This is a genomic window from Bacteroides sp. AF39-11AC, from assembly GCF_003474285.1.
Lineage (GTDB): Bacteria > Bacteroidota > Bacteroidia > Bacteroidales > Bacteroidaceae > Bacteroides.
Genome location: NZ_QROH01000003.1, coordinates 312,778 through 335,209, shown reverse-complemented (window position 1 = coordinate 335,209; position 22,432 = coordinate 312,778). Strand labels below are relative to the sequence as shown.

Here is a 22,432-nt window from a genome sequence, read left to right as displayed (position 1 = left end):
TAATATCAATACATCATTTTCAACTCTGTCTACGAAAAGCAGTTATCTATTTGATTTTGTGAAAAGAAAGGAATGGAAATGGCTTTTATCCGTCACTACGGAACATGCTATTTACATATATATATTTGTTTTATAGATCGAACCTTGTTAAGAGTATTGAGTTCTTTTTCCTTTCTTCAGCTTCAAAACTTGCGAGATAGTTTTCGGTAATGGCTAAATTGGAATGTCCAAGGCTTTCGGATATATAGGAAATGTTGACACCACTGCGCTTTAATACTGTTGCAAATGAATGACGCGCTGAATAGGTCGTGACACGTGGAATACCTGTCTTATGGGAAATTTTGTAAAGTATATGATTGCATTCGGTGACAACCTCCCTTACCAGTTTTACTCTTTCAAAAGGATTCTCTTTTCCGGTAGCAAAAGGAAAGATATAAGTTTCCGGTGACGTGGGTGGATTGCCCCATTTCTCTATTATCTTTTGCATCTCGGGCGTGATGACTGCATGGATAATCTTACTATGTTTGGTGTTTCGGGCTGTTTTTGCACGTATAAAGCAGATCTCACCATTGATAATATTGGAGTATTGCAGATATAATAAATCACGAAAATTGATACCATTACATAAATAAGAAAAGAACCACAGATCACGATAAATTTCAGTTTTCTGGGTGCCATCATTAAAAGTAATAATTTTCTTGATTTCTTTCAGGCTTAATGCCAATTTGCGTCCACATCCGGTAGGTACTTCATACTTCCCTTTTCCAAAAGGATACTGACTTTCCTTAATGATACCGTCTTTACGTGCTAAATTGAGAATACATTTTAAGTTTCTGAAGTAGAACCCCATACTGGAGTAGCTAATTCCTGATGCGGATAAGTGATGTTCAAAACGGTTTAGCCAATTGATGGTTATTTCATGAAAAGAAATGTGTTTCCCTGCAAACTGTTCTATTTTGTTTAATGAACCTTTATAAGAGAGATAAGTATTGGCCTGTCCATTTTCTTTCAACTCCTTCAACTTTTTATGGAATAAAGCATTGACTGAAAAATTAGAATATCTGCCTAAGCGCGCATTTAGAATGTCAAAATGAAATTCGCCTTGAAAAGATAGAAATTCGACTTGTTGCCTGATTAAAGAAAAACTGTTTTCGATGTTGCGCCGTATTTCGGATAAGTGGCGACTTTTGGTGTGTGGTAATACTTCCCAGTCACTGATGGAAACTTCTTGTCCGGTGGAGTAATATTTCTGTTTCCTGTTGTGGATAACTTGTACTTTTATGGGGAATAATCCATTCATTTTTTGTTTCCTTTTATCTAATACTGTGAGTACGGAAACTCCATCTTTAGAATATTTGTACATGGCTTTTTAAATTTGTTGATTATTAACTATGAATTGATATTGTATTTAGTAACATGCAATTTGCATACAAAGTTGATAAATAAAGGGCACATTAAAAGACATTTGAGATGGTATTAATAGAAACATAGATAATATTGATAATCGTCTATTTTTCTATTCCTTACTTTTGTAGTGCTAACAATTTAACAGAATAGTATGAAAAACAGATTTTTTATTTTATTGAGTTTTGTACTCATTATGGGACGGGATATTGTTTGTGCAAATACCTCAACAGTGCGTGAGCGCATAAACATTAATCGTGATTGGCGTTATCAGATAGATGATCCGGATGGGGCAGGTACTGCATTACATTACTCTCAACTGAAGCCTTATTTATTACCTTGTGCCAACGACTTTATTATATTTGGGAAGAGGTATCAGAGGCCGGAAGGCAATCCGGGAGAAAATATAGCCTATGTAAAATCTGATTTTGATGATAGTGGATGGAGACATCTGAATTTACCTCATGATTGGGCCATTGAAGGCCCTTTCAATATTGACTATAACGGTTCGACTGGAAAATTACCTTATTGGGGGATACGCTGGTATCGTAAAACACTGGAGTTATCGCAGGATGATGTCGGGAAACAAATCTATCTCGATATTGATGGGGCGATGTCATACGCTTCCGTGTGGTGTAACGGGCAATATGTGGGTGGGTGGCCTTATGGCTATGCTTCTTTTCGCCTTGACTTAACACCTTATATAAAGGCAGGACAAAAAAATGTATTGGCTATTCGATTGGATAATCCGGACGATACTTCACGTTGGTATCCGGGTAGTGGTATTTATCGGAATGTATGGTTAGTGAAAACGTCTCCTGTTCATGTGGAACAATGGGGAACTTTTGTGCGAAACCGACAGGTTGATTCAGAAAGTGCTGTTATGGAAATGGGAGTGAATATTGAGAATCATGCAAGAAAAGATGTTCAGGTTAAGTTGCAGACAAGTGTATATTTGCAAGGGAAAGATGGACGTCCTGTGGGGGAAGAAGTAACTCAAAGTATGACTAAGGATATTGCGATTAAAAAAGATAGCTGGTCGAGTGCCCGCTTTCAATTTAAAGTAGATAAGCCGAAGTTGTGGGATATTGATACTCCAAATTGCTATGTAGCGGTCAGCCGCGTGTTCATGGATGAAAAAGAAATGGATAGTTATGAAACTCCTTTTGGAATTCGTACAATTGAATTTACCCATGACCAAGGTTTCATGTTGAATGGACAAAAGGTAGCTATTAAAGGTGTGTGTATGCATCATGATTTGGGTGCTTTGGGCGCTGCTTTTAATGAAGTGGCTGCCGAAAGGCAGTTGCGTATCATGAAAGAGATGGGTGCAAATGCCATTCGTACTTCACATAACCCACCGGCACCGGAGTTGGTTGCTCTCTGTGACCGTATGGGACTGATGATGCAGCTTGAATTAGCTGATACCTGGCAAAAAGGGAAACGCAAGAATGATTATAATCTTCTTTTTGATGATTGGAGTGAAGCAGATATGCGCTCGTTGGTACGTCATTATCGTAATCATCCTTCTGTTATTATGTGGAGTATAGGTAATGAAATGCCTGATCAAACAACTGATCAGGGAATTATAATAGCTCGTAACCTGACAGCTTACTGTCATGATGAAGATCCTACACGGCCTACTTCTTTAGGGTGTAATAAGCGGGATGCTGTTTTCCGGGATATTGTGAATCAGGTAGATATATTTGGTCTGAACTATTTCCATAAAACTTATCCGGTTTTTAAAGAGCAGAATCCTACTCGCCGTTATCATGCCAGTGAAACTTCCTCTGCAACGAGTTCTCGTGGGGAATATTTCTTCCCTGTAACTACTGACGTTAACGATAGCCGTTCCGGCTTCCAGCTTTCATCATATGATATGACAACTATAGGATGGGGATGTGCTCCTGAGGTTCAATTTAAAATGAATGAAGAATATCCGTTTATGAGTGGTGAGTTTGTGTGGACTGGATTCGATTACTTGGGCGAACCTACTCCTTATAATAAAGACTTAACCAATTTGTTGAACTTCAGTGATCCGAATGAATTAGAAAAGGCTAGAAAGGAATTGGAAGAGTTAGGCAAAATAAAAACACCTTCTCGCAGTTCTTATTTTGGTATTGTCGATTTATGTGGTTTTCCGAAGGATCGTTATTACAATTATAAGAGCTATTGGCGTCCTGATGTGCCCACTGTGCATATATTGCCTCATTGGAACTGGGAAGAGCGGATTGGTGAAATAACTCCCGTTCATATTTATACTTCGGGAGATGCTGTTGAGCTGTTTTTGAATGGTAAGTCACTGGGGCGTAGAGAGAAAGCTCATTCGTATGACCGTTTGACCTGGGATGATGTACGTTATGAACCGGGAAGTTTGAAAGCCATAGCTTATAAGAACGGTCAGAAGTGGGCGGAAGAGCTTGTAGAGACCACTGGAAAACCAGCCGCTTTACAAGTAACGGCAGAGAAAACAGAGCTTAAAAGTGATGGTACTGATTTATCATTTATCCGTGTAGCTGTTGTGGACTCTCAAGGTCGTGTTGTGCCTCGTTCTAAGAATCATTTGAAGTTTTCTGTAACAGGGCCTGCTGAGATTATAGCTACAGATAATGGAGATGCAACAAGTTTATTACCATTCCAATTATCAGAAAGAGATGCTTATAACGGTTTGGCATTAGTCATTTTGCGTAGCCAGTATATGAAGCAGGGAAAAGTAGTACTTACAGTCGAATCTAAGGGGCTTCCGAAACAAAAGATTGCATTAAAGGTAGAATGATGTGTATGAGTATAAATTACAGTTTTAGAATTATTGTCATTGGTCTCTGCCTGTATTTGAGTGGATTAAATGTATCAGCACAAGTGCAAGTGAGAAATACGATATGGGACGGAGAGGACTTTTTCAGTACTCCTGCTTGTCGGGTAGTAAAAGAGGATTCTATACGTTCTCTTATATTCGAATCTGTTTCTTATAAAGGACAGGCCAAATCTGTTTTTGCCTATTATGCTACCCCTGCTATGCTACAAGGCAACAGCTCTCAGGAGAAAAAGTTACCGGGGATTATATTGGTACATGGCGGTGGTGGGACAGCTTTCCGGGAATGGGTTGTAATGTGGGCAAAGCGGGGGTATGCAGCCCTTGCTTTAGACACGCGTGGTAATGGTCCGGATAAAAAACACATTGATGGAGGTTTTGATGAGGATGGAAAGGAGACACCTTATTTTGATGTCACTTTACCTCAAAAAGAGCAGTGGGTATATCAGGCTGTCAGCGATATTTTCAATGCGCATTCTCTACTTCTGAGCTTCCCGGAAGTCGATGTGGAGCGTACTGCCATTACTGGTATAAGTTGGGGTGGGGTATTGACTTGCATTGCAGCTTCATTAGATTCTCGGTTTCGGGTAGCCGTTCCTGTCTACGGTTGTGGGGTTCTTTCTGAAAGTGGGCGAATGAAACAACAACTGGATGGTTTGCCTGATGAACAAAGAGAAATATGGCTGAAACAGTATGATCCATCCAACTATTTACCTCGGATGGAAAGACCGATACTGTTTGTAAATGGAACCAATGATGTGCATTTTTATTTGCCCTCCATGGCACAGAGTGCAGCATTGGCTTCTCAGTCCGGATTATTGATAAAACAAGGTTTGCGTCATAGCCACAAATATGGTTGGCAAAGTGAAGAAATAGCTGCATTTATAGGTCAATATCTTCGTGATATGGAGCCTTTAACCGAAATAATAGATGAGAAAGTGGAAGAAGGTATAGTATCAGGTGAGCTTACTTCTTCTATTCCGGTGGAGAAGGTCACTTTGCATTACACTACAGATACAGGGCAAGAGCGGGAAAAGTATCACTGGCAGACAATAGAAGGTAGTGTAGAGAAAAATAAATGGAAGATTCTTTTGCCAGTCGGTGTTACTACTTGGTATGTAAATGTAACTGATGTCCGGGGATACCAGACATCAGGTAGATTACATTGGTGATGGATTACTGATTCATTAATTCTGCAAGAGTCTTCATTTCACTTAGTTCAACGTTGTGCCAAGAGGTTCCGCAATCTATGGGGGAAACTGCTTGGCGCCGTTGAGCTTTTATTTGCTCAGCATTGAATGTCGTAATTTGGAATCCTTTTACATCGGGTGATTCATTATTTTTGAACTGACAGAAGTTATTGATAAATGTAATGCCGGGAAATATGGCAGAATTACTGATTTTGATATTGGGAACAGTATTCGGAGAATAAATTCGGTTATGAGCAAAACGTACATTCTGTGGCTCTTTATCTCCTCGTCCGTCTCCAAAGTTCAGTTCGGCACAATCAACAAAAGTATTAAAAGCAATGTCAATATCTGCTGCCCGATGATACGATTTAAGTTTTTCATCTTCATAATCTTCGGGTGTATTGGGGCGTTCATATACTCCCATGCGTAGTATGAAGGCGGCACCGGAGCCTTTTCCTGTTACACTTTCCACGTAATTATTGCTGACTGTATGTCCTTGATTGATAATGCGGATGCCCAAAGTAGCAGGCAGATGATTACCAATGATTACGTTGGAATCTATAATATTGTTGTGACCGTGACGACACACTAATCCGCCACGCGATTCGTAAAATAAGTTACGGCGTATGATGTTGAAACCGGATTTAATTGAAATAATCTCATTTTCTCCATCACAATGATAGAATATATTCTCTTCAATGATGCTGTAGGAAGGCAGTTGTGATGACCAGGAGTTACCCACGCGTATGATTTCCGCACCATTACCCCCGAAGGGTTTCCGATAACCAAATACATTATGATCTATCTGGTGGTGATTGTGATCTCCACCGTCTTCTACTGTAATTTGTATAACCAATCCACGGGCACGTTTATTGGCAAAATAACAGTGGTCTATACGATTATTGTTTCCATGCAGTCCAATCCAGTTTTCAGTTCCTCCCCCTGGTTTCTCTCCTTTGGCAGGGTCATTGCAATCATCAATGGCACATTGGGTAATCCGGCAATGAGTGGCTGGGTGTTCTTTATCCAGTTGAAATTCTATCATTTCAAAGTCAGATGCCCAAGCTTTATGAAAGTAGAGTCCCTCTAATTGTAGATAACTGCCTGCTATACGTATTTCTGTTGTTCCGGATATGATAGCCTTTCCGGTATTCGCTGCTTTCAGTATAATTGGATAATCTGCTGTTCCATTTCCTGTAAAACTAACCTTACCAAGATGGGAATAGGTTCCATCTTGTAAAAGCAGGGTATCACCAGGTTGTAAAGATCCGTCAGACATCTTGACCTTTAAACTTTCGATGTCGGTTGGTGTGAAGGTGTGTGTCACCGCCAAAACCGGACAAACGAGTATTACTGCAATAATAGTGGATGCAAATGATTTCTTATTCATGATATTTATATAATTTAGATAATACAAAAGAATAAAAAGCGGGTGTTCCACAACAACCGCTTTTCGATCAACAATCTACCTAAAAATGAGAAATAATACCTATTTACCAACTAACTATGAATTTAAAAAGCCTATGATTTATTCTATATTACAAGTATGATGTGATGTTTTAATAGCAGTTCTGATGTTATCCATTGGTGTTTGGGGCAAGATAGTGCAATCTGCCCCTAAAATAAATCGTTTCCCTTTCAAGGAATTCTTTAGTGCATATATTTCTTTTGCTACTTCATCAGAACTTCCTTCTAATATGGCGCCTTTACGATATAATCCTCCCATTGCAGGGCGCTTAAATAATTGTTCGCATGCTTGTAGACTGAAAGGCTGGTCGGCTACTTCACAGGGTGCATTAATTATTTGGCCCGGATATGACACAAAACGGGTTAAATCGTCATACTTGCCTTCGTAGTCACAGATATGGAGTATATTAAGCTGGGTTTGGGTATTACATTCCTGCATGACTCTTATGTCATATGGCTTAACGAAGGTTTCAAAGAATCCGGGAACTTCATAAAATTTAATTTCTCCCCCTTGTGTAGGTGTGTAAAACCCATCTACACCTATTTTTTTACACGCTTTTACGTAGCCGATAAGTGCTTCAGTAAAATATTCGAGTGCTTTTTTCACTCGTTTCGGTTCTGTTTTAGCATATGCTATCACAGTTTTAGCTCCTACGCTTTGTATCAGCATCTGGAATGGAGAATAAACAGTGGGTAATATCATCGCATTGTCACCGGCAATATCATAAATGTTTTTTACGACTTCTAATGTTGGAGTAAAGAAGTCTGAGGGAAGTGGCTTAATTAGTTCCCAATCTTCTGATTTCTCAATTCGAATACGTCCATATCCTTGTTCGAACTGGATTTTTACGAAATCCATGCCTGTAGAAAGAAAATAACGTAAATGTGCATCTGTAGCTTTTTCTCCGGTGCGTGCGTCTTTTCCGAAATGCATGAAAAATGCTGCCGGTACATATGATTCGTCCAATGTACCTGACAGGAATTGCTGCATTACTTCCCGCTTATTGGTGGGAATTTGTGCCTGAACTAATGTCGTGAAGCAAAACAATATAAATAGTACTCTTTTCATGGGATTCTGTTTTTCATTGAATTCGATAGAACAAAGGTACGCGTTAAGGTAATGCATGACTTAAAATATTGTTCCAATCATTATATATATTGTTTCAACCAGTCTGTTTTGATGTGAGAAATTTGATTTTTTGTTTTGTTAGTATGAAATTCTGGTGTGATATGTTCTAAAAGGGAATAAAAAAGAGGAGCCAAATTTCGTTTAGCTCCTCTCACATGAAATGTTTTGCTGATTATTTCTTCACTTGAATAATATCGTAGTTCAGGTCGCTGACAGCTTCCTGCAGACTATCGTTAACCAAACGTAAAGTGGTATCGTTCACTACTACGAAGTAGACGGGAGCGTCACCATCATTCGGTGTCAGTTTGTAGGCTGTCTTTTGTTTGTTGTCCACTGTCTTCTTGATGACTTGTTTCTTACCTTTGGAAGTGAAGCTCTTGTTCTTTCCTTGACCTTCCGCATCCAGATAAGTAGTAACCAGAGTATAACCGCTTTCTCCGTCAGGACCTACACTGTCCACGCTCAATACGTATTGGATACCCGGACCGTCGGCAGCAGGAAGAAGACCTTCGTATACGGCTACGGCAGAAGAATCATTCCCGGCAACTGTCAACACTCCTTCACCTATGGCGGAATCATTGTTCTGGGTTCCTTTTGATTGGCAGGATACCAATGCAGCAGCGATGGCTGCAATCATCATTACTTTTTTCATTGCTTTAATGGTTTAAGTTAATATATATAATGCAAATTCACACTATTCTTCCTCTTCTTTTTTGATAACGAGCAGTTTATCCACTCGTCCACGATCCATGTCCACAACTTCAAACTGTAGGTTCTTGTAGCTGAACAAGTCTCCTGCTTTGGGTACCCGCCCGATGAGGAACATGGCGAGACCGCTTAGTGTGGTAAAGTCTTCTTCTTTCAGATCATCATAGCTCAAGATACCCATCTCTTCCATAAAATCATCTACATTCATAGAAGCCTCGACGAGCATCGAACCATCTTGCCGGGTGACGATATCTTCTTCTTCCATTTCGTTTTCTTCAAGGATGTCTCCGAAGATACTTTCTGTCAAATCATGCAAGGTGATAATGCCTGCTGTGTTACCATACTCGTCTACAACAACTCCGAACTTATTTTTGTTCTTCTTAAATAGCTCTAAAACTTTCTTGGCATATAAACTTTCCGGAATAAACAGGGGCGGACGGGCAACATTGCGTAAATCGAAGGGGTGATCATTGCCAGACATCAGAATAATATCTTTGACGGACACTACTCCGATAATATCATCTTTTCCTTTCTCTACCAACAGATATTTACTAAAATGCTGTTCGCGGATGATGTGCAGAACTTCGTCACGTGTGTATGTGGGATATAGTACGACAAGATCACGGCGGTAAGTCATCAATTCATTAGCCCGCTTATCTGAGAAACGGAATACATCTCGCAACATTTCAGTTTCCTCCTTATCAATAACACCCTGTTCTGAACTTTGGTGCAGAATCATTTTTAATTCCTCCTGTGTCATAGGACGTTCTTCTCCATTGTTCAGGCCGATTAGTTTATTCACTACCTTGGTTGAGAAGCTGAGCAGGCAGACGAACGGATAAGATACTCTGGTCAGCAAAATCATGACCGGACTAAGTAGAGTTGCATATCGTTCCGGATTACTCAGTGCTATGGACTTGGGCACCAATTCACCGATGATGAGTGAAAGGTACGTAATGATTGCCACAGTTGTGATCATGGCAAGATCTTTTGCATAAGGAGCGACTCCTGGAATGGAGGCGAATAGCGGGGCTACATTGTCGGCAATGGCTACACCACCGAAGGCACCGGATACAATACCGATGAGCGTGATACCGATTTGAATGGTAGAAAGAAACTTCTCAGGCTCTTCCAACTGTTTCAGTACTCCTTTGGCTCTTTTGTTTCCCTTTCCCGCAAGGGTTTCGAGTCGTGCTTTGCTGGATGACACCAATGCTATTTCATACATGGCAAAAACGCCGTTCAGGACTAATAAAAATAGAATAATAATAAATTCCATATAGGTTTTTGAATAGTTTATACTGCAAACTTACTAATTTTTTGAATTTTATTACTAATATTGCCGCCTATTTATAGAGATTATTAAAGAATGAAAAACATGAAAAGAAAACAAATTTTGTTCAGCGTTTTATTGCTGTTTTCGGCTGTTGCAACACAGGCTGCACGAGTAGATACTATAATGGTGAAAAGTCCCTCCATGAATAAGGAGGTACAGGTAGTGTATGTACTTCCTGATAAAGCATTGGGAGAGAAAGCTGAGGCTTGCCCGGTAATTTATCTGTTGCATGGTTATGGTGGCAATGCACGTACCTGGGTAGGTGTTAAACCGGAGTTGCCTAAGATTGCGGATGAAAAAGGAATCATCTTTGTATGTCCTGATGGTAAAAACAGTTGGTACTGGGATAGTCCTAAGAATCCGGCTTACCGCTATGAAACTTTTGTTGCTTCAGAACTGGTGAATTATACAGATAAAAACTATTCCACAATTCCGGAGAAAAAAGGAAGGGCCATTACAGGGTTGAGTATGGGTGGACATGGTGCTTTGTGGGTTGCAATCCGTCATAAAGATGTATTTGGTGCCGGAGGAAGTACCAGTGGTGGAGTGGATATCCGTCCATTCCCAAAGAATTGGGAGATGAGCAAACAACTCGGTGAATACGAAGCCGACAGCGCTTTATGGGATCAGCATACTGTTATTACCCAGATTGATAAGATTACAGATGGAGAGTTGGCATTGATTATCGATTGTGGTGAAAAAGATTTCTTCCTGGAAGTAAATAAAGCATTGCATAAAGCTTTATTGGAAAAGAATATTAGTCATGACTTTATCACTCGTCCTGGTGCACATAACGGGCAATATTGGAATAACTCTATTGATTACCAAATTCTTTTCTTTGATAAATTTTTCAAGAAATAGTATTTCAAATTATTCGATTCTGTAATTTATGGTACGCTTGTAATCGTCTCCGTAACTCTTGGTCACCTCATCACAGGAAGTAACGATACCTCGTCTGTCAAATTCATATTTATAAGTCGTGGTTTCGTTACTTTCACTGTTATCCTCTGGTCTGAGGTTAGTAATCAGAGTATTGTATGCATCTCCCAAGAACTTCCCGTAAATGGCTACCGAGTGGAATGAAAGGGGATATAGATCTGTCAGGAATAGATACGGAATCTCTGAAGTGTTGGCAATTTCATTAGTGGTAGATGTGCTGGCTATATAAGTTTGTTCGGACTTGTTAACCTGCTGGGTGATGCGTAGTGTTCCATAGCTGCTATAATCTATGTTGATAGAAGAATAGGGCTGGTTTTCGTCTAACGTTTCTGTTATATTTTTCAGGAAGTATTTTCCCTCCGTATTAATTAGATAGTCGAAAGTATAAGAGCGTATTTTTCCATCCATTTCCTTACGTATGCAACTCACGGCATATCCATTATCGTCCAATGTATAAGTAGAAACAGTATTGATTTCATCTGTCACTACGGCCTGATGGTCCCCGTAAACAACACTTGTAGCATTTTCTATCTTGAAGGTTTCTCCTCCGGCTACAAAACTTTGTATGGCAGTGAAACTTATCACTCTACCGGCTTTATAAGCATAGGTTTGAGTGAGGGTAACCGGCGAAGTAGGCTCTTCTTTCTTAACTTCCGATAATTCTATTTTGGAAAAATGAGTTACGGGATATCCCGGATTATCGGGTATATCCGAATCGTCACTATCACTGCAAGCAGCCAATCCTCCTATGAATAGCAAGGCTACGAGAATATTCTTCTTCATTCTGAATTATTTAATGATAAGACCGCTACGGAAGGTGCGTTTTACTTTCACACTTTTCACAGCCTTCATTTGGGGTTCGGGCTCCGGTTCAGGGTCTGGCTCTGGCTCAGGTTCCGGAAGTACGATGCTACCATCGATAATTCCTAATGCTGCACTTAACATTTCTTCATTAGGATCACCTAAGGGCAATACTTTTGCAAAGTCTTGTAGAGAATTTACTGTATAGTCTGCAGTAAAACCAGTGGAATAATCAGCTTTGCCTTCGGAATTGAATACCTCGCATACAACGGGGCGAAGAATCCACTGGAACTTATCACTGGAGAAACTGGCTGTTGCTACGTTTTCTCCCTTGGTTGTGGCACCTACGAGTACTACGGTCATATAAGGTTTCAGACAGTTAATCAGCATTTCTGCGGCGCCTGCAGTAGTACTGCTTGTCAGGATATATACTTTCGATAGATTTAAATTACTACCTCCTTGCAAAAGCTGGTCGTCAAAAGTGAGTTCCCGGTCTTTGGACATCTGCTTTTGGCTGTATTCCAGTGAAGCGAGGGTACTGCCTAATTTATCTGCAGGTGCTAATATCGTTGCCAGAAGCTGTACACAATCCATTGCTCCACCGGCATTGTAGCGTAAGTCGAGAACGAACTCTTTTACATTGTTCTCTTTATAGTACTGGGAAAGTCGAAGCAATTCACTATTATCTTCTGTACTGAAACTATTGTATGCCAGATAACCTACACCGCCGGTGAGAACATCATAGGCGGGTATGGCAACGTCTTCCACGGGACGGGAAGCGGGCAGGTTGGCTTCACCATAGGAAGTAATGACACCTTCTGTTTCTCCTGCTTCATTTTCCTGTGTACTATATTCTCCCATTAATAACTTCCGGCTTTCACCTTCTTTCAGTAATTCCTCAGTTTTCTTGGTGATAAAGTCATCGTTGACTTTCATAATCCACTCACCCCGTTTTAAACCAACTTCGGCAGCAGGAGAACCGGGTATTACGTAGGTAATCAGTGCATTAAAAGCAGTATCATTACCAACTATACTATACAGCGTATAGTCGAAACCATAACTTGGCAATGGGGTAGCATACAGTGTATCTACGCTGGAGTATCCTTTATCGAGTGGAGATATTATTTTCTTCAAAAAAGCATCCGGTTCAAGGAAGTAATTCAGGTCCTTTGTGTTGGGGATGTCTTCAAACCACAGATATTCTTCTCTCATGACGCTGTCTATCCATAGATCACGTCCGGTCCATTTGTAATATTCCGGCCAACGGTCTACTCCACAAGAGAATAAGCTCGTCAATGCAAGGATTCCCAATAGTAGGAAAAGCTGTATATTCCTTCTTTTCATCTGTATCTATCGTTTGGTTTTCGTTGCAAATTTAGCGAATAGTTTGTTTATCTACCATAAATGTGGTATAAAATTCCCTATCTTATGTCATTGCCCATGTCAGAACATCCCATTATCTTTGCGCTCAATCAATTAATCCTAAAAAAATACAAAGACAATGGAAACAAAGAAATTGCATTTTGAGACGCTTCAACTCCATGTAGGACAAGAACAACCCGACCCGGCAACTGATGCGCGTGCCGTGCCCATTTACCAGACTACTTCGTATGTATTCCGCGACTCTGCCCATGCTGCCGCACGCTTTGGTTTGCAAGATCCGGGTAATATTTATGGCCGTTTGACTAACTCTACCCAAGGTGTGTTCGAAGCACGTGTGGCTGCTTTGGAAGGGGGCGTTGCCGGATTAGCAGTTGCTTCGGGGGCTGCTGCCGTGACTTATGCTTTAGAGAATATTACCCGTGCCGGAGATCATATTGTTTCAGCTAAAACCATCTATGGTGGTACATATAATCTGCTGGAACATACTCTGCCTGCCTACGGAGTGACTACTACTTTTGTAGATCCTGCTGATCTCTCGAACTTTGAGAAGGCTATACAGGAGAATACAAAGGCTGTATATATTGAAACTTTGGGTAACCCGAACTCCAACATTATTGATATTGAAGCTGTTGCCGAGATAGCACATCGTCATAAGATTCCATTGATCATTGATAACACATTCGGTACACCTTATCTGATACGGCCTATTGAGCATGGAGCAGACATTGTAGTACACTCTGCTACGAAGTTTATCGGTGGTCATGGTAGTTCCTTGGGTGGTGTGATTGTGGACGGCGGTAAGTTCGATTGGGCAGCTTCGGGCAAATTCCCTCAACTGACGGAGCCGGAGCCTTGCTACCATGGTATACGTTTTACCGAAGCTGCCGGTGCTGCGGCTTATGTTACACGTATTCGTGCTATCCTGCTTCGTGATACAGGGGCTACTATAAGTCCATTCAATGCTTTCATTTTATTGCAAGGATTGGAAACACTTTCCCTTCGCGTGGAACGTCATGTGGAGAATGCATTGAAGGTGGTTGATTTCTTGAAGAAACATCCTAAAGTGGCAGCAGTGAATCACCCGTCATTACCGGAACATCCGGATCATGCATTGTATCAAAGGTATTTCCCAAATGGCGCAAGTTCTATCTTTACTTTTGAAGTGAAGGGTGGGGTGAAAGAAGCGCAGACATTCATCGATAACTTGCAGATCTTCTCACTTCTGGCAAATGTAGCGGATGTTAAGTCGCTCGTTATCCATCCGGCCACTACTACACATTCGCAGTTGAATGAACAGGAGTTGGAAGAACAAGGAATTAAGCCGGGGACCGTACGCTTGTCTATCGGTACGGAGCATATTGCTGACTTGCTGGATGACTTGGCTCAGGCGTTTGATAAAATATAATTGGTTCATAACCGAAAAGTAATGAGTCTATTTCTCATTTTTTTTGTCGATTGTTTGTTCTGATTTATTGATATTGAGAAGAAAATTTGTAATTACTTGACTATCAGCTCTGTTGTAATGTCCCTATCTCAGTATAGGACTGAGGTATCCTAAGTATGGGACTGAGGTACCCTAAGTATAGGACTGAGATAGGCTAAGTATACGACTATACCTTGAAAATTTATTTATTGTAAGTAATTAGTACTCATATCAAATGCTTACTATAATCCTAAACTATTTGAATGAATATAGCTGTTTTATTATCAGGAGGTGTCGACAGTTCAGTTGTCGTACACCTTCTTTGTGAGCAAGGGTATCGGCCGTCTCTGTTTTATATTAAGATAGGAATGGACGGCACCGATTATATGGACTGCTCTGCTGAAGAAGACTGGGAGATGGCTACGGCTATCGCACATCGTTACGGATTGCCTTTGGAAATGGTAGATTTGCAGAAAGAATATTGGGAACAGGTTGCTGCTTATGCCATTGATAAAATCCGTCGTGGATTGACTCCTAATCCGGATGTGATGTGCAACCGCTTCATTAAATTCGGTTGCTTTGAGCAGAAGATAGGCAAAGAGTTTGATTTTACCGCTACCGGCCATTATGCCACTACGGTCCATAAAGATGATAAAGTATGGTTGGGTACAGCTGTTGATCCTGTAAAAGACCAGACAGACTTTCTTGCACAGATTGACTACCTGCAAGTATCCAAACTGATGTTCCCCCTTGGTGGATTGATGAAACAGGAAGTACGGGACATTGCCCGCATTGCAGGACTGCCTACTGCCCGTCGCCGTGACAGTCAGGGGATTTGTTTTCTGGGAAAGATCAATTACAATGACTTTGTTCGTCGTTTCCTTGGTGAACGGCAAGGAGATATTATAGAATTGGAGACTGGAAAGAAAATCGGTACACACCGGGGGTACTGGTTTCATACCATCGGGCAGCGCAAAGGATTGGGTTTAAGTGGTGGTCCTTGGTTTGTCATTCGGAAAGACGTTGAGGCAAATGTTCTTTATGTCTCACGGGGATATGACACCCAGTGGCAGTACGGGCGTGAATTTAAGATTCATGATTTTCATTTTATTACAGAAAATCCCTGGTTACATAATCAGGAAGTCGATGTGACTTTTAAAATCCGCCATACACCGGAATTTATGAAAGGAAAACTGATACGGGAAGGAGAACTCTACCGTATTGTATCTTCTGAAAATTTGCAGGGCATTGCTCCCGGACAATTCGGTGTCATATATGATGAAGCTTCCCGGATATGTATCGGTAGTGGAGAGATTGGCGTCTGAACAGTCTTTTTATATATAGTATTCCACTAAATCCACAATTCCTGCCTTCATGGCATATTTGGTAGCTTCGTGCACATTATTCACTCCTAATTTACGGAATATGTTTTTGCGGTGGCTGTTTACCGTATGGAAGCTGAGGTTCTTCTCCGCCGCAATTTCTTTCGTAGTCTTTCCCAGAGCGATTTCTTTCAGTACACTCCGTTCCGCTGGTGTCAGTAATTCATCTTTCAGCGTGGGGCGTGCGGGAGATGCACCGCTGCCGGACAGCAATAAATTACTGACATGATTACAGATGAAACGCTCTTTCCGCGAAGCACATTGCAATGCAGACAGTATTTCTTCTTTTGAACTATCCTTCAACACCACTCCGAAAGCCATACTGCTGAACAATACCTGCCGGAGAAATTCCATGCTCAATTCATCAGAGAAAAGGAGCCAGTCCGCTTCTTTAAAACGCTCATGCAGCACAATTAACTCGTCCGCACCTGAGAAATCAAATAACGTATAGTCCAGTATCACTACTGCTTGCGGATGCAGGCGCAATTGCTGAACTAATTCGGTTTTGTTATCTGCTTCCAGTAACAGAGCTGTGTCCTTCTGACTACTGAGTAGAAACATCATACCTGCTTTGGTGATGTCCTGATGGTCTGCGATGATAAATTCTCTCATATATGGATGCAAAAATATAAAAAACTCCGCTGCAAATGTACACATTTCTGGCAATTTGCAGCGGAGTGGAAATATATATATTGTAAAGGGCTTTACCAGGAACGTCCTTTAAAGATGCTGGATTGGTCTAATGGAACGAGGTTACCAGTCAGCGTCATCGTATTGGAGTTAAAGTTCGGGCTGATGGTTACGGTAGCATTGTTTCCACCGTTAGTCAGCGAAATGAAAATCTGTGCAGAGATACCGATACCCTGAATGCTAAACTGGCAGTTTACGTTGCCTTTCTTGTCGGTTGTAATCTGCATATCCGAGGTAGAACCATCTACTGTTACACCACCGATACCGTTAGGACCGGGATATACTGTGTTGAATGCTACCTGTACGGTACCACGTCCTTGATTTACCAGTACAAAGTTGGTGTTGGAGTTAACGAAAGCTGTCTGTCCGTTACGGAACATTACCTGGTCAGCTTCCAGTACGAATTGGTGGGCTTTCAATGCAGCAACGGCGTCATCATACGATACTGCGTCGGCTACTTGTTCTTCTGCTTTCAGGCGGGCGCGTTCAGCGTCTCTTTGAGCCTTACGGTCTGCGCGGCGTTCCGCTCTACTTTCTTGTGCATACATGGCGGTTGTTGCCGCACTCATCATCACTAATGCTACTAATGCAATAAACTTTTTCATAATTCTTTAATGTTTAGGTTTTACGATTCTTGTTCGTTTATTGCAAAACAACCTTTATTCGGGATTGTTCACGGGATGCTTCACTATTTTATATCCGATGGCTGCAACGAGGATGCTCATTAGCGGACTGATAATGTTGAAAAAGCAATAAGGAAGGTAGGTCAGCGTAGATACGTTCAATATCGTTGCCTGCGTCATTCCGCAGGTATTCCACGGTATCAGAGGGGATGTCACGGTAACGGCATCTTCCGTAGTACGGCTCAATAATCGGTTCTCATATCCTTTTTTCTCATAAATATTGCGAAACATGTTTCCGGTGAGGATAATACTGATATATTGGTCGGCGGTAGTGAGGTTGAGAAACAGTCCGGAACAAACAGTGGATGCTACAACACTGACTCTTCCTTTCATGAAACGTACAAAGACTGAAGTTATGCTACCCAGCATACCGCTTGCCGTCATGGCACCCCCGAAACACATGGCACAAAGAATCAGCCAGACCGTATTCATCATGCCGGCCATACCACGTGTAGAAACAAGGTCTGTCAGCATGTTATTGCCTGTATCCAGGCTGGTACTTCCGTAGAATGTCATCATTGTCCCTTTGAAGATATTGTTTTCTCCTGCAATTTCACGTAGTAAATCAGGTTGGAAAATGACGGCATATATACCTGCCAGCATAGTGGATATGAACAAGGTAATGATGGACGGAACTTTTCGTGCAATAAGTATTCCGGTTACTAAAGGAACAATCAGTAACCAGGGAGTGATTGTGAATGTATCTTTCAGTGACACGGCAAAGTCCTCCATGTGCGCAGTAGAGTTTGTTTCGATGACGAATCCCATTACTGTAAAGATGATCAGTGTGATAATCAGCGATGGAGTGGTGGTTATCAGCATATAGCGTATATGCTTGAATAAAGGTACGTCTGTTATGGATGAAGCAAGTATTGTAGTTTCCGACAATGGGGAGATTTTATCACCGAAATATGCTCCGGAGATAATGGCTCCTGCTATCCATCCTTCGTTGAACCCTTGTGCTTTGCCAATACCCATCAGTGCGATACCGATAGTGGCGATTGTTGTCCACGAGCTACCCGTCATAACAGAAATTAATGCGCAGATGATACAGGTTGATGCCAGGAAAAAATCAGGATGAATAATTTGCATGCCATAATATATAAGAGTAGGGACGATGCCGCTTATCATCCATGCTCCACTTAGTGCACCTATTATCAGCAAGATGATAATTGCTGTAGCAACTCCTGAAATATTATTTGTGATGGCGAGTTCGTAATCTTTCCAGGGGACACGGTAGAATGCTATGCCTATGAATACGCAAAAAGCGGTAGTGGTCAGTAGGGAAATCTGGCTGCCTCCTTCCAATGCATCACTTCCGAATGTATGTATGGTGGCGAATAACATTCCTACCAATAACACGATGGGCAGGAGGGAAACTAAGGGAGAGGGAATTTTTTTCAATGAACTCATTCTGTTTGTTATATCAGTTAAAACTTTGCAAAGTTACAACAAATCTGATAATTATGTTTTATCCCTGCTTTTCCGCCAATAAATATTATTATATCTTTGCGTTTGCTTGGAATAAAAATACAACTTTGCTGTTTAGTTAATCTTTATTATTGACATCGTATGAATAAGAAACAAATTGCCACAAATAAGAAAGTAGTTACCTTTGGTGAAGTAATGCTGAGGCTTACTGCTCCTGATTTCCTTCGTTTTTCACAAACCAATCAAATGATAGCCACTTACGGTGGCAGTGAAGCTAATGTGGCCGTTTCGTTGGCTAACTTTGGTATTCCTACAGAATTTGTAACCCGTTTGCCAGACAATGCTGTGGCGCGTGCTTGTATAGCTTCGCTCCGTGCTAACGGTTTAGGTACGGAAGGCATTGTTTTTGGTGGTAAACGCATGGGGCTTTATTTTTTGGAAAGTGGTGCGGCATTCCGTAATTCCAATGTGGTTTACGACCGTGAAGGCTCTTCTTTTGCTACCTTGCGTCCGGGTATGATTGATTGGGAAAAGATATTCTCTGATGCCGGTTGGTTTCATTGGTCGGGTATTGCTGCTGCTTTGTCACAAGATGGTGCCGATGCATGTCGTGAGGCTCTTGAAATAGCTGACCGTATGGGATTGACTATCTCCTGTGATCTGAATTTCCGTAAGAAACTTTGGAACTATGGGAGTTCTGCTGCCGAAGTCATGCAACCTTTAGTACAATATAGTGATGTTATTTTTGGTGCCGAACCGGAATATAAAGAGATACTTGGCATACAGCCTGTCGGTTTTAAAGCCGTAGATGCTGCGGATACTACGTTTGAAGCAAATCTTCCTGCCTTTCAAGAGTTCGGTCGTCGGGTGGTGGAACTTGTTCCTCGTTGCCAGAAGGCATTTTTGGAACTTCGTAATTCCATTACTTCCAATCATAATTTGCTGGCTGCTGTCCTCTATTCTGATAACACATTGAAGCATACAGGTATTTATGATATCGAATGCGAAGTGGACCGTGTGGGTGCCGGTGATGCTTTTGTCGGTGGCATGATTTATGGTCTCATAACGTATCCGGATAATGATCAGAAAGCATTGGAATATGCTCTGGCAGCTTCTGCATTAAAGAATACCGTATACGGTGATTTTAATCATGTGACGGTGGAGGAAGTAGAAAGCCTGATGCAAGGAAATACATCCGGAAGGGTATCACGATAAAAATAATACAATTAGATAACCTCTTTTGCAAGTGCCTCGGCAGTAGAGGCGTTTATCGATTCATCCAGCACATAGATACGATAAGAAAGACGCAATTCCTGATCGGGATACAAAGTAAATGACTGGTGTTTGGTTGGAGAGAAATTCCACATCAGGTCGCCCCGGGAATTATTGGCTTTATCATCCCATACCCGTATCGGTTCGGGATAGTTCAGATTGGAGGGGTAAGGAACAATCAGGATACAGGCATCGTCTTTGCCGGGTTTCTTTTGAAAGTAGCACCAACGGGCCAGTGATCCATCGGCATTGTTGCGGTCGAGCCCTTCGGATGTGAGCATCTCGGCTGTCTGCCCGTTCCAACTTTCGCATACACGGATACAAATGCCTCCATAGCGATAGCTTTCCAGTACTACCGGGGCAGAAGTGGCACAACGAAGCGTGGTGTGATAGTCAATGTAATATCCTCGTTGTTTGGTTTTTCCCATACGGATTTTCAGTTGCTCGGTCATCGCTATTTTTTCTTTCGTGGAGTCGGGATATGCCACATGGTCGAGTACGGCAGAAAAACCATCGGGTTGCACTTCAACGAATTGCCGAAAACGAACCGTACCTTGTTTCTTATAGAGATTCCAGAAGTCAATTTCATTTTCTTCGAATGTGGTTTTTGTCCAGGCATACCACAAGCCGAAATGGTGATAATGGTCGGATGGGGAACAATTAGTCAGTACCTCACCTTCCAATGTACGTAGAGGATGGATGAATCCGCTTCGTTTATAAACAGTATCTACGCCCTGTGGAGGATAAGTTACTGCATAATTGTAAGTAAACAAGTGTTTTCCATCCATTGTGTACTCCAATGCTCTATTTGTATCTACCACAGCAAACGGAGTGTGGGTAGAAGAGCATGAGCTGAAAAGCACGAAAAAACTTAAATGGAATAGAGATAAAATGATGTTCTTTGTTTCAGTGTATTTATACATAGCTATCAATGTTTTGTTGGCAGTGCAAATATATCAACTACAATGTTATAGAAGATTTTCTTTAGCACTGGGAGTATGCTGAAAAATAGGACCCACTATCTGGCAGTTATCCAATTCTTTACAGTCACCACAAGTATTAAATCCTTTTTCGTTTACGCATTTGCGGATTGCGCACATGTCGCTGCAATACATCGTTTTCACCCCATCCACACGGCAGCCCATGCAATTAATGGTATCTGCCGTAATCTCCGGTATGTTATTCAACTTACTCCACAGTTGGGCTGTTTTTTCTCTTAACTCATTGTCATCTCTGACAGTAGCTATGCGGGCATCGCAGCTTTCGCAATCTAATCCGCAACAAGCAATTAATTGTTTCATCATTAGGCTATGACTGTTGATATTTGGTTGATTGCAAATATAATGATTCTTATGCGGCTTAATCTCATTGAATACATTTTTTTTCGATATTCTTTGCTCCTTTCATTTTTTATATTTTACTTTGCACTACAAAGTACTTTTTATATATGAATAAGAATAAAGCAATAGAATCAGTAAATGAGATAAAGGAGTTGATGGAAAGATCTTCCAAGTTCGTATCTCTCAGTGGAATGACGGCTGTCTTGGCCGGAGTGTATGCATTAGCCGGTGCTTATGTGGCCGGTCAGTTATTAAGATCAGGAGATAATAGGGAAGGACTAATAATGGTTGCTTCACTGGTTTTGACTGTTTCAGTTGTTACCGCCTGTATCTTATCCTGGTATAAGGCCAAGAAGATGCAACAAAAGCTATTCAGTAAACTAACTTATCGTATTGCATGGAATTTTTCACTGCCATTGTTGACGGGCGGGTTGTTCTGTATAGCCTTACTGCTACATGAACATTACGGACTTGTATCTTCTGTAATGTTACTTTTCTATGGACTTTCTTTGGTTAATGTGTCTAAGTTCACTTACTCCAATGTAGCATGGTTAGGATATACTTTTCTTTGCCTGGGCATTGCAGACTGTTTCTTTGAAGGACATGGCTTGATGTTTTGGACAATTGGTTTTGGTGGATTCCATATTTTGTATGGCATGTTGTTTTATTTACAGTACGAAAGAAAAAAATAATAGATGATAGAAGCATTTCAAAATATAAATAAGGCATTTGAAAGTAAAGTTCGTCTGGGTATTATGGCAGTTCTCATGGTAAATGAAGATGCCGATTTCAATACTTTGAAGGAATTACTTTCACTGACGGACGGTAACTTGGCAAGCCATACGAGGGCTTTGGAAGAGTTGGGGTATATCGTTTGCCGGAAGAGTTTTATGGGCAGAAAGCCGAAAACATCTTTCCAAGCCACTAAGGAGGGGAAGAAAGCTTTCAAAACTCACATTGAAGCATTGGAGAATTTTCTGAAATCAACGTAGATGTTTGGCTTCACACAAAACCGGACAATACTAAATATCTTACTTAATAC

The 22,432-nt window shown here is 41.1% G+C and carries 20 protein-coding genes; 8 read left to right on the top strand and 12 right to left on the bottom strand.

The window, feature by feature from the left end; all coding sequences use genetic code 11:
- Nucleotides 1-130 precede the first annotated feature (130 nt).
- On the bottom strand, nt 131-1,363 hold the full coding sequence (locus DW036_RS07035; protein ID WP_118462415.1) for a site-specific integrase: 1,233 nt from the start codon (nt 1,361-1,363) through the stop codon (nt 131-133).
- Between the two features lie 195 nt (nt 1,364-1,558).
- Here DW036_RS07035 and galB point away from each other — a divergent pair, with 195 nt between their 5' ends.
- Together galB and DW036_RS07025 are read left to right on the top strand one after the other, a co-directional pair.
- Nucleotides 1,559-4,180, top strand: a complete 2,622-nt coding sequence (galB, locus tag DW036_RS07030) for a beta-galactosidase GalB (protein ID WP_118462413.1) — start codon at nt 1,559-1,561, stop codon at nt 4,178-4,180.
- Nucleotides 4,181-4,185: 5 nt separating this feature from the next.
- The gene (locus DW036_RS07025; RefSeq protein WP_118463157.1) at nt 4,186-5,388 is read left to right on the top strand and encodes a S9 family peptidase; all 1,203 of its coding nucleotides are present in this window, start codon (nt 4,186-4,188) and stop codon (nt 5,386-5,388) included.
- 4 nt (nt 5,389-5,392) lie between these two features.
- Here the strand turns inward: DW036_RS07025 and DW036_RS07020 are convergent, their stop codons facing one another.
- The 4 genes from DW036_RS07020 to DW036_RS07005 form a co-directional block, all read right to left on the bottom strand.
- On the bottom strand, nt 5,393-6,796 hold the full coding sequence (locus DW036_RS07020) for a polysaccharide lyase 6 family protein (protein WP_118462411.1): 1,404 nt from the start codon (nt 6,794-6,796) through the stop codon (nt 5,393-5,395).
- A 138-nt stretch (nt 6,797-6,934) separates the two neighbouring features.
- Nucleotides 6,935-7,942 (bottom strand): uroporphyrinogen decarboxylase family protein, encoded by a 1,008-nt coding sequence (locus tag DW036_RS07015; RefSeq protein ID WP_233560335.1) that lies wholly within the window; start codon nt 7,940-7,942, stop codon nt 6,935-6,937.
- 232 nt (nt 7,943-8,174) lie between these two features.
- Complete coding sequence (locus tag DW036_RS07010; RefSeq protein ID WP_118462407.1) at nt 8,175-8,654, bottom strand: copper resistance protein NlpE N-terminal domain-containing protein; 480 nt, start codon at nt 8,652-8,654, stop codon at nt 8,175-8,177.
- 42 nt (nt 8,655-8,696) lie between these two features.
- Nucleotides 8,697-9,989 (bottom strand): hemolysin family protein, encoded by a 1,293-nt coding sequence (locus DW036_RS07005; protein ID WP_118462405.1) that lies wholly within the window; start codon nt 9,987-9,989, stop codon nt 8,697-8,699.
- Between the two features lie 99 nt (nt 9,990-10,088).
- On the opposite strand from DW036_RS07005, the gene DW036_RS07000 reads away from it, so the two are divergent.
- Nucleotides 10,089-10,907 (top strand): alpha/beta hydrolase family protein, encoded by an 819-nt coding sequence (locus DW036_RS07000; protein WP_118462403.1) that lies wholly within the window; start codon nt 10,089-10,091, stop codon nt 10,905-10,907.
- 9 nt (nt 10,908-10,916) lie between these two features.
- On the opposite strand, the gene DW036_RS06995 is transcribed toward DW036_RS07000, so the two are convergent.
- Both DW036_RS06995 and DW036_RS06990 read right to left on the bottom strand, forming a co-directional pair.
- On the bottom strand, nt 10,917-11,768 hold the full coding sequence (locus DW036_RS06995; RefSeq protein WP_118462401.1) for a DUF4595 domain-containing protein: 852 nt from the start codon (nt 11,766-11,768) through the stop codon (nt 10,917-10,919).
- 6 nt (nt 11,769-11,774) lie between these two features.
- Nucleotides 11,775-13,130, bottom strand: coding sequence for a S41 family peptidase (locus DW036_RS06990; RefSeq protein WP_118462399.1), 1,356 nt, complete (start codon nt 13,128-13,130; stop codon nt 11,775-11,777).
- Between the two features lie 157 nt (nt 13,131-13,287).
- On the opposite strand from DW036_RS06990, the gene DW036_RS06985 reads away from it, so the two are divergent.
- Together DW036_RS06985 and mnmA are read left to right on the top strand one after the other, a co-directional pair.
- Nucleotides 13,288-14,574: an O-acetylhomoserine aminocarboxypropyltransferase/cysteine synthase family protein gene (locus DW036_RS06985; RefSeq protein ID WP_118462397.1), complete on the top strand. Its 1,287-nt coding sequence runs from the start codon at nt 13,288-13,290 to the stop codon at nt 14,572-14,574.
- 281 nt (nt 14,575-14,855) lie between these two features.
- A complete protein-coding gene (gene mnmA / locus DW036_RS06980; RefSeq protein ID WP_118462395.1) occupies nt 14,856-15,917 on the top strand; it encodes a tRNA 2-thiouridine(34) synthase MnmA in 1,062 nt (353 codons plus the stop codon).
- Nucleotides 15,918-15,926: 9 nt separating this feature from the next.
- Here the strand turns inward: mnmA and DW036_RS06975 are convergent, their stop codons facing one another.
- From DW036_RS06975 to nhaC, 3 genes are all read right to left on the bottom strand, one after another.
- The gene (locus DW036_RS06975; protein ID WP_118463154.1) at nt 15,927-16,586 is read right to left on the bottom strand and encodes a response regulator transcription factor; all 660 of its coding nucleotides are present in this window, start codon (nt 16,584-16,586) and stop codon (nt 15,927-15,929) included.
- Between the two features lie 92 nt (nt 16,587-16,678).
- Nucleotides 16,679-17,269 (bottom strand): DUF4251 domain-containing protein, encoded by a 591-nt coding sequence (locus DW036_RS06970; protein ID WP_118462393.1) that lies wholly within the window; start codon nt 17,267-17,269, stop codon nt 16,679-16,681.
- Nucleotides 17,270-17,323: 54 nt separating this feature from the next.
- Nucleotides 17,324-18,751, bottom strand: coding sequence for a Na+/H+ antiporter NhaC (gene nhaC, locus DW036_RS06965; protein WP_118463151.1), 1,428 nt, complete (start codon nt 18,749-18,751; stop codon nt 17,324-17,326).
- Nucleotides 18,752-18,919: 168 nt separating this feature from the next.
- On the opposite strand from nhaC, the gene DW036_RS06960 reads away from it, so the two are divergent.
- A complete protein-coding gene (locus DW036_RS06960; protein ID WP_118462391.1) occupies nt 18,920-19,993 on the top strand; it encodes a sugar kinase in 1,074 nt (357 codons plus the stop codon).
- Nucleotides 19,994-20,004: 11 nt separating this feature from the next.
- Here the strand turns inward: DW036_RS06960 and DW036_RS06955 are convergent, their stop codons facing one another.
- Both DW036_RS06955 and DW036_RS06950 read right to left on the bottom strand, forming a co-directional pair.
- A complete protein-coding gene (locus DW036_RS06955) occupies nt 20,005-20,973 on the bottom strand; it encodes a PmoA family protein (protein ID WP_118462389.1) in 969 nt (322 codons plus the stop codon).
- Between the two features lie 45 nt (nt 20,974-21,018).
- Nucleotides 21,019-21,354, bottom strand: coding sequence for a DUF3795 domain-containing protein (locus DW036_RS06950; RefSeq protein WP_187374566.1), 336 nt, complete (start codon nt 21,352-21,354; stop codon nt 21,019-21,021).
- A 143-nt stretch (nt 21,355-21,497) separates the two neighbouring features.
- On the opposite strand from DW036_RS06950, the gene DW036_RS06945 reads away from it, so the two are divergent.
- On the top strand, nt 21,498-22,082 hold the full coding sequence (locus tag DW036_RS06945; protein ID WP_118462387.1) for a hypothetical protein: 585 nt from the start codon (nt 21,498-21,500) through the stop codon (nt 22,080-22,082).
- Nucleotides 22,083-22,085: 3 nt separating this feature from the next.
- On the top strand, nt 22,086-22,382 hold the full coding sequence (locus DW036_RS06940) for a transcriptional regulator (RefSeq protein ID WP_118462385.1): 297 nt from the start codon (nt 22,086-22,088) through the stop codon (nt 22,380-22,382).
- Nucleotides 22,383-22,432: the final 50 nt, after the last annotated feature.

What these genes read in the sequence shown, in the direction of transcription:
- DW036_RS06985 (WP_118462397.1), top strand. Translation starts at nt 13,288, where the DNA reads ATGGAAACAAAGAAATTGCATTTTGAGACGCTTCAACTCCATGTAGGA.
- DW036_RS06955 (WP_118462389.1), bottom strand. Translation starts at nt 20,973, where the DNA reads ATGTATAAATACACTGAAACAAAGAACATCATTTTATCTCTATTCCAT.
- DW036_RS06960 (WP_118462391.1), top strand. Translation starts at nt 18,920, where the DNA reads ATGAATAAGAAACAAATTGCCACAAATAAGAAAGTAGTTACCTTTGGT.
- DW036_RS07010 (WP_118462407.1), bottom strand. Translation starts at nt 8,654, where the DNA reads ATGAAAAAAGTAATGATGATTGCAGCCATCGCTGCTGCATTGGTATCC.
- DW036_RS06950 (WP_187374566.1), bottom strand. Translation starts at nt 21,354, where the DNA reads ATGATGAAACAATTAATTGCTTGTTGCGGATTAGATTGCGAAAGCTGC.
- DW036_RS06945 (WP_118462387.1), top strand. Translation starts at nt 21,498, where the DNA reads ATGAATAAGAATAAAGCAATAGAATCAGTAAATGAGATAAAGGAGTTG.
- DW036_RS07005 (WP_118462405.1), bottom strand. Translation starts at nt 9,989, where the DNA reads ATGGAATTTATTATTATTCTATTTTTATTAGTCCTGAACGGCGTTTTT.
- DW036_RS06990 (WP_118462399.1), bottom strand. Translation starts at nt 13,130, where the DNA reads ATGAAAAGAAGGAATATACAGCTTTTCCTACTATTGGGAATCCTTGCA.
- DW036_RS06970 (WP_118462393.1), bottom strand. Translation starts at nt 17,269, where the DNA reads ATGAAAAAGTTTATTGCATTAGTAGCATTAGTGATGATGAGTGCGGCA.
- DW036_RS07035 (WP_118462415.1), bottom strand. Translation starts at nt 1,363, where the DNA reads ATGTACAAATATTCTAAAGATGGAGTTTCCGTACTCACAGTATTAGAT.
- DW036_RS07025 (WP_118463157.1), top strand. Translation starts at nt 4,186, where the DNA reads ATGAGTATAAATTACAGTTTTAGAATTATTGTCATTGGTCTCTGCCTG.
- DW036_RS07015 (WP_233560335.1), bottom strand. Translation starts at nt 7,942, where the DNA reads ATGAAAAGAGTACTATTTATATTGTTTTGCTTCACGACATTAGTTCAG.
- DW036_RS07000 (WP_118462403.1), top strand. Translation starts at nt 10,089, where the DNA reads ATGAAAAGAAAACAAATTTTGTTCAGCGTTTTATTGCTGTTTTCGGCT.
- DW036_RS06995 (WP_118462401.1), bottom strand. Translation starts at nt 11,768, where the DNA reads ATGAAGAAGAATATTCTCGTAGCCTTGCTATTCATAGGAGGATTGGCT.
- mnmA (WP_118462395.1), top strand. Translation starts at nt 14,856, where the DNA reads ATGAATATAGCTGTTTTATTATCAGGAGGTGTCGACAGTTCAGTTGTC.
- galB (WP_118462413.1), top strand. Translation starts at nt 1,559, where the DNA reads ATGAAAAACAGATTTTTTATTTTATTGAGTTTTGTACTCATTATGGGA.
- DW036_RS06975 (WP_118463154.1), bottom strand. Translation starts at nt 16,586, where the DNA reads ATGAGAGAATTTATCATCGCAGACCATCAGGACATCACCAAAGCAGGT.
- DW036_RS07020 (WP_118462411.1), bottom strand. Translation starts at nt 6,796, where the DNA reads ATGAATAAGAAATCATTTGCATCCACTATTATTGCAGTAATACTCGTT.
- DW036_RS06940 (WP_118462385.1), top strand. Translation starts at nt 22,086, where the DNA reads ATGATAGAAGCATTTCAAAATATAAATAAGGCATTTGAAAGTAAAGTT.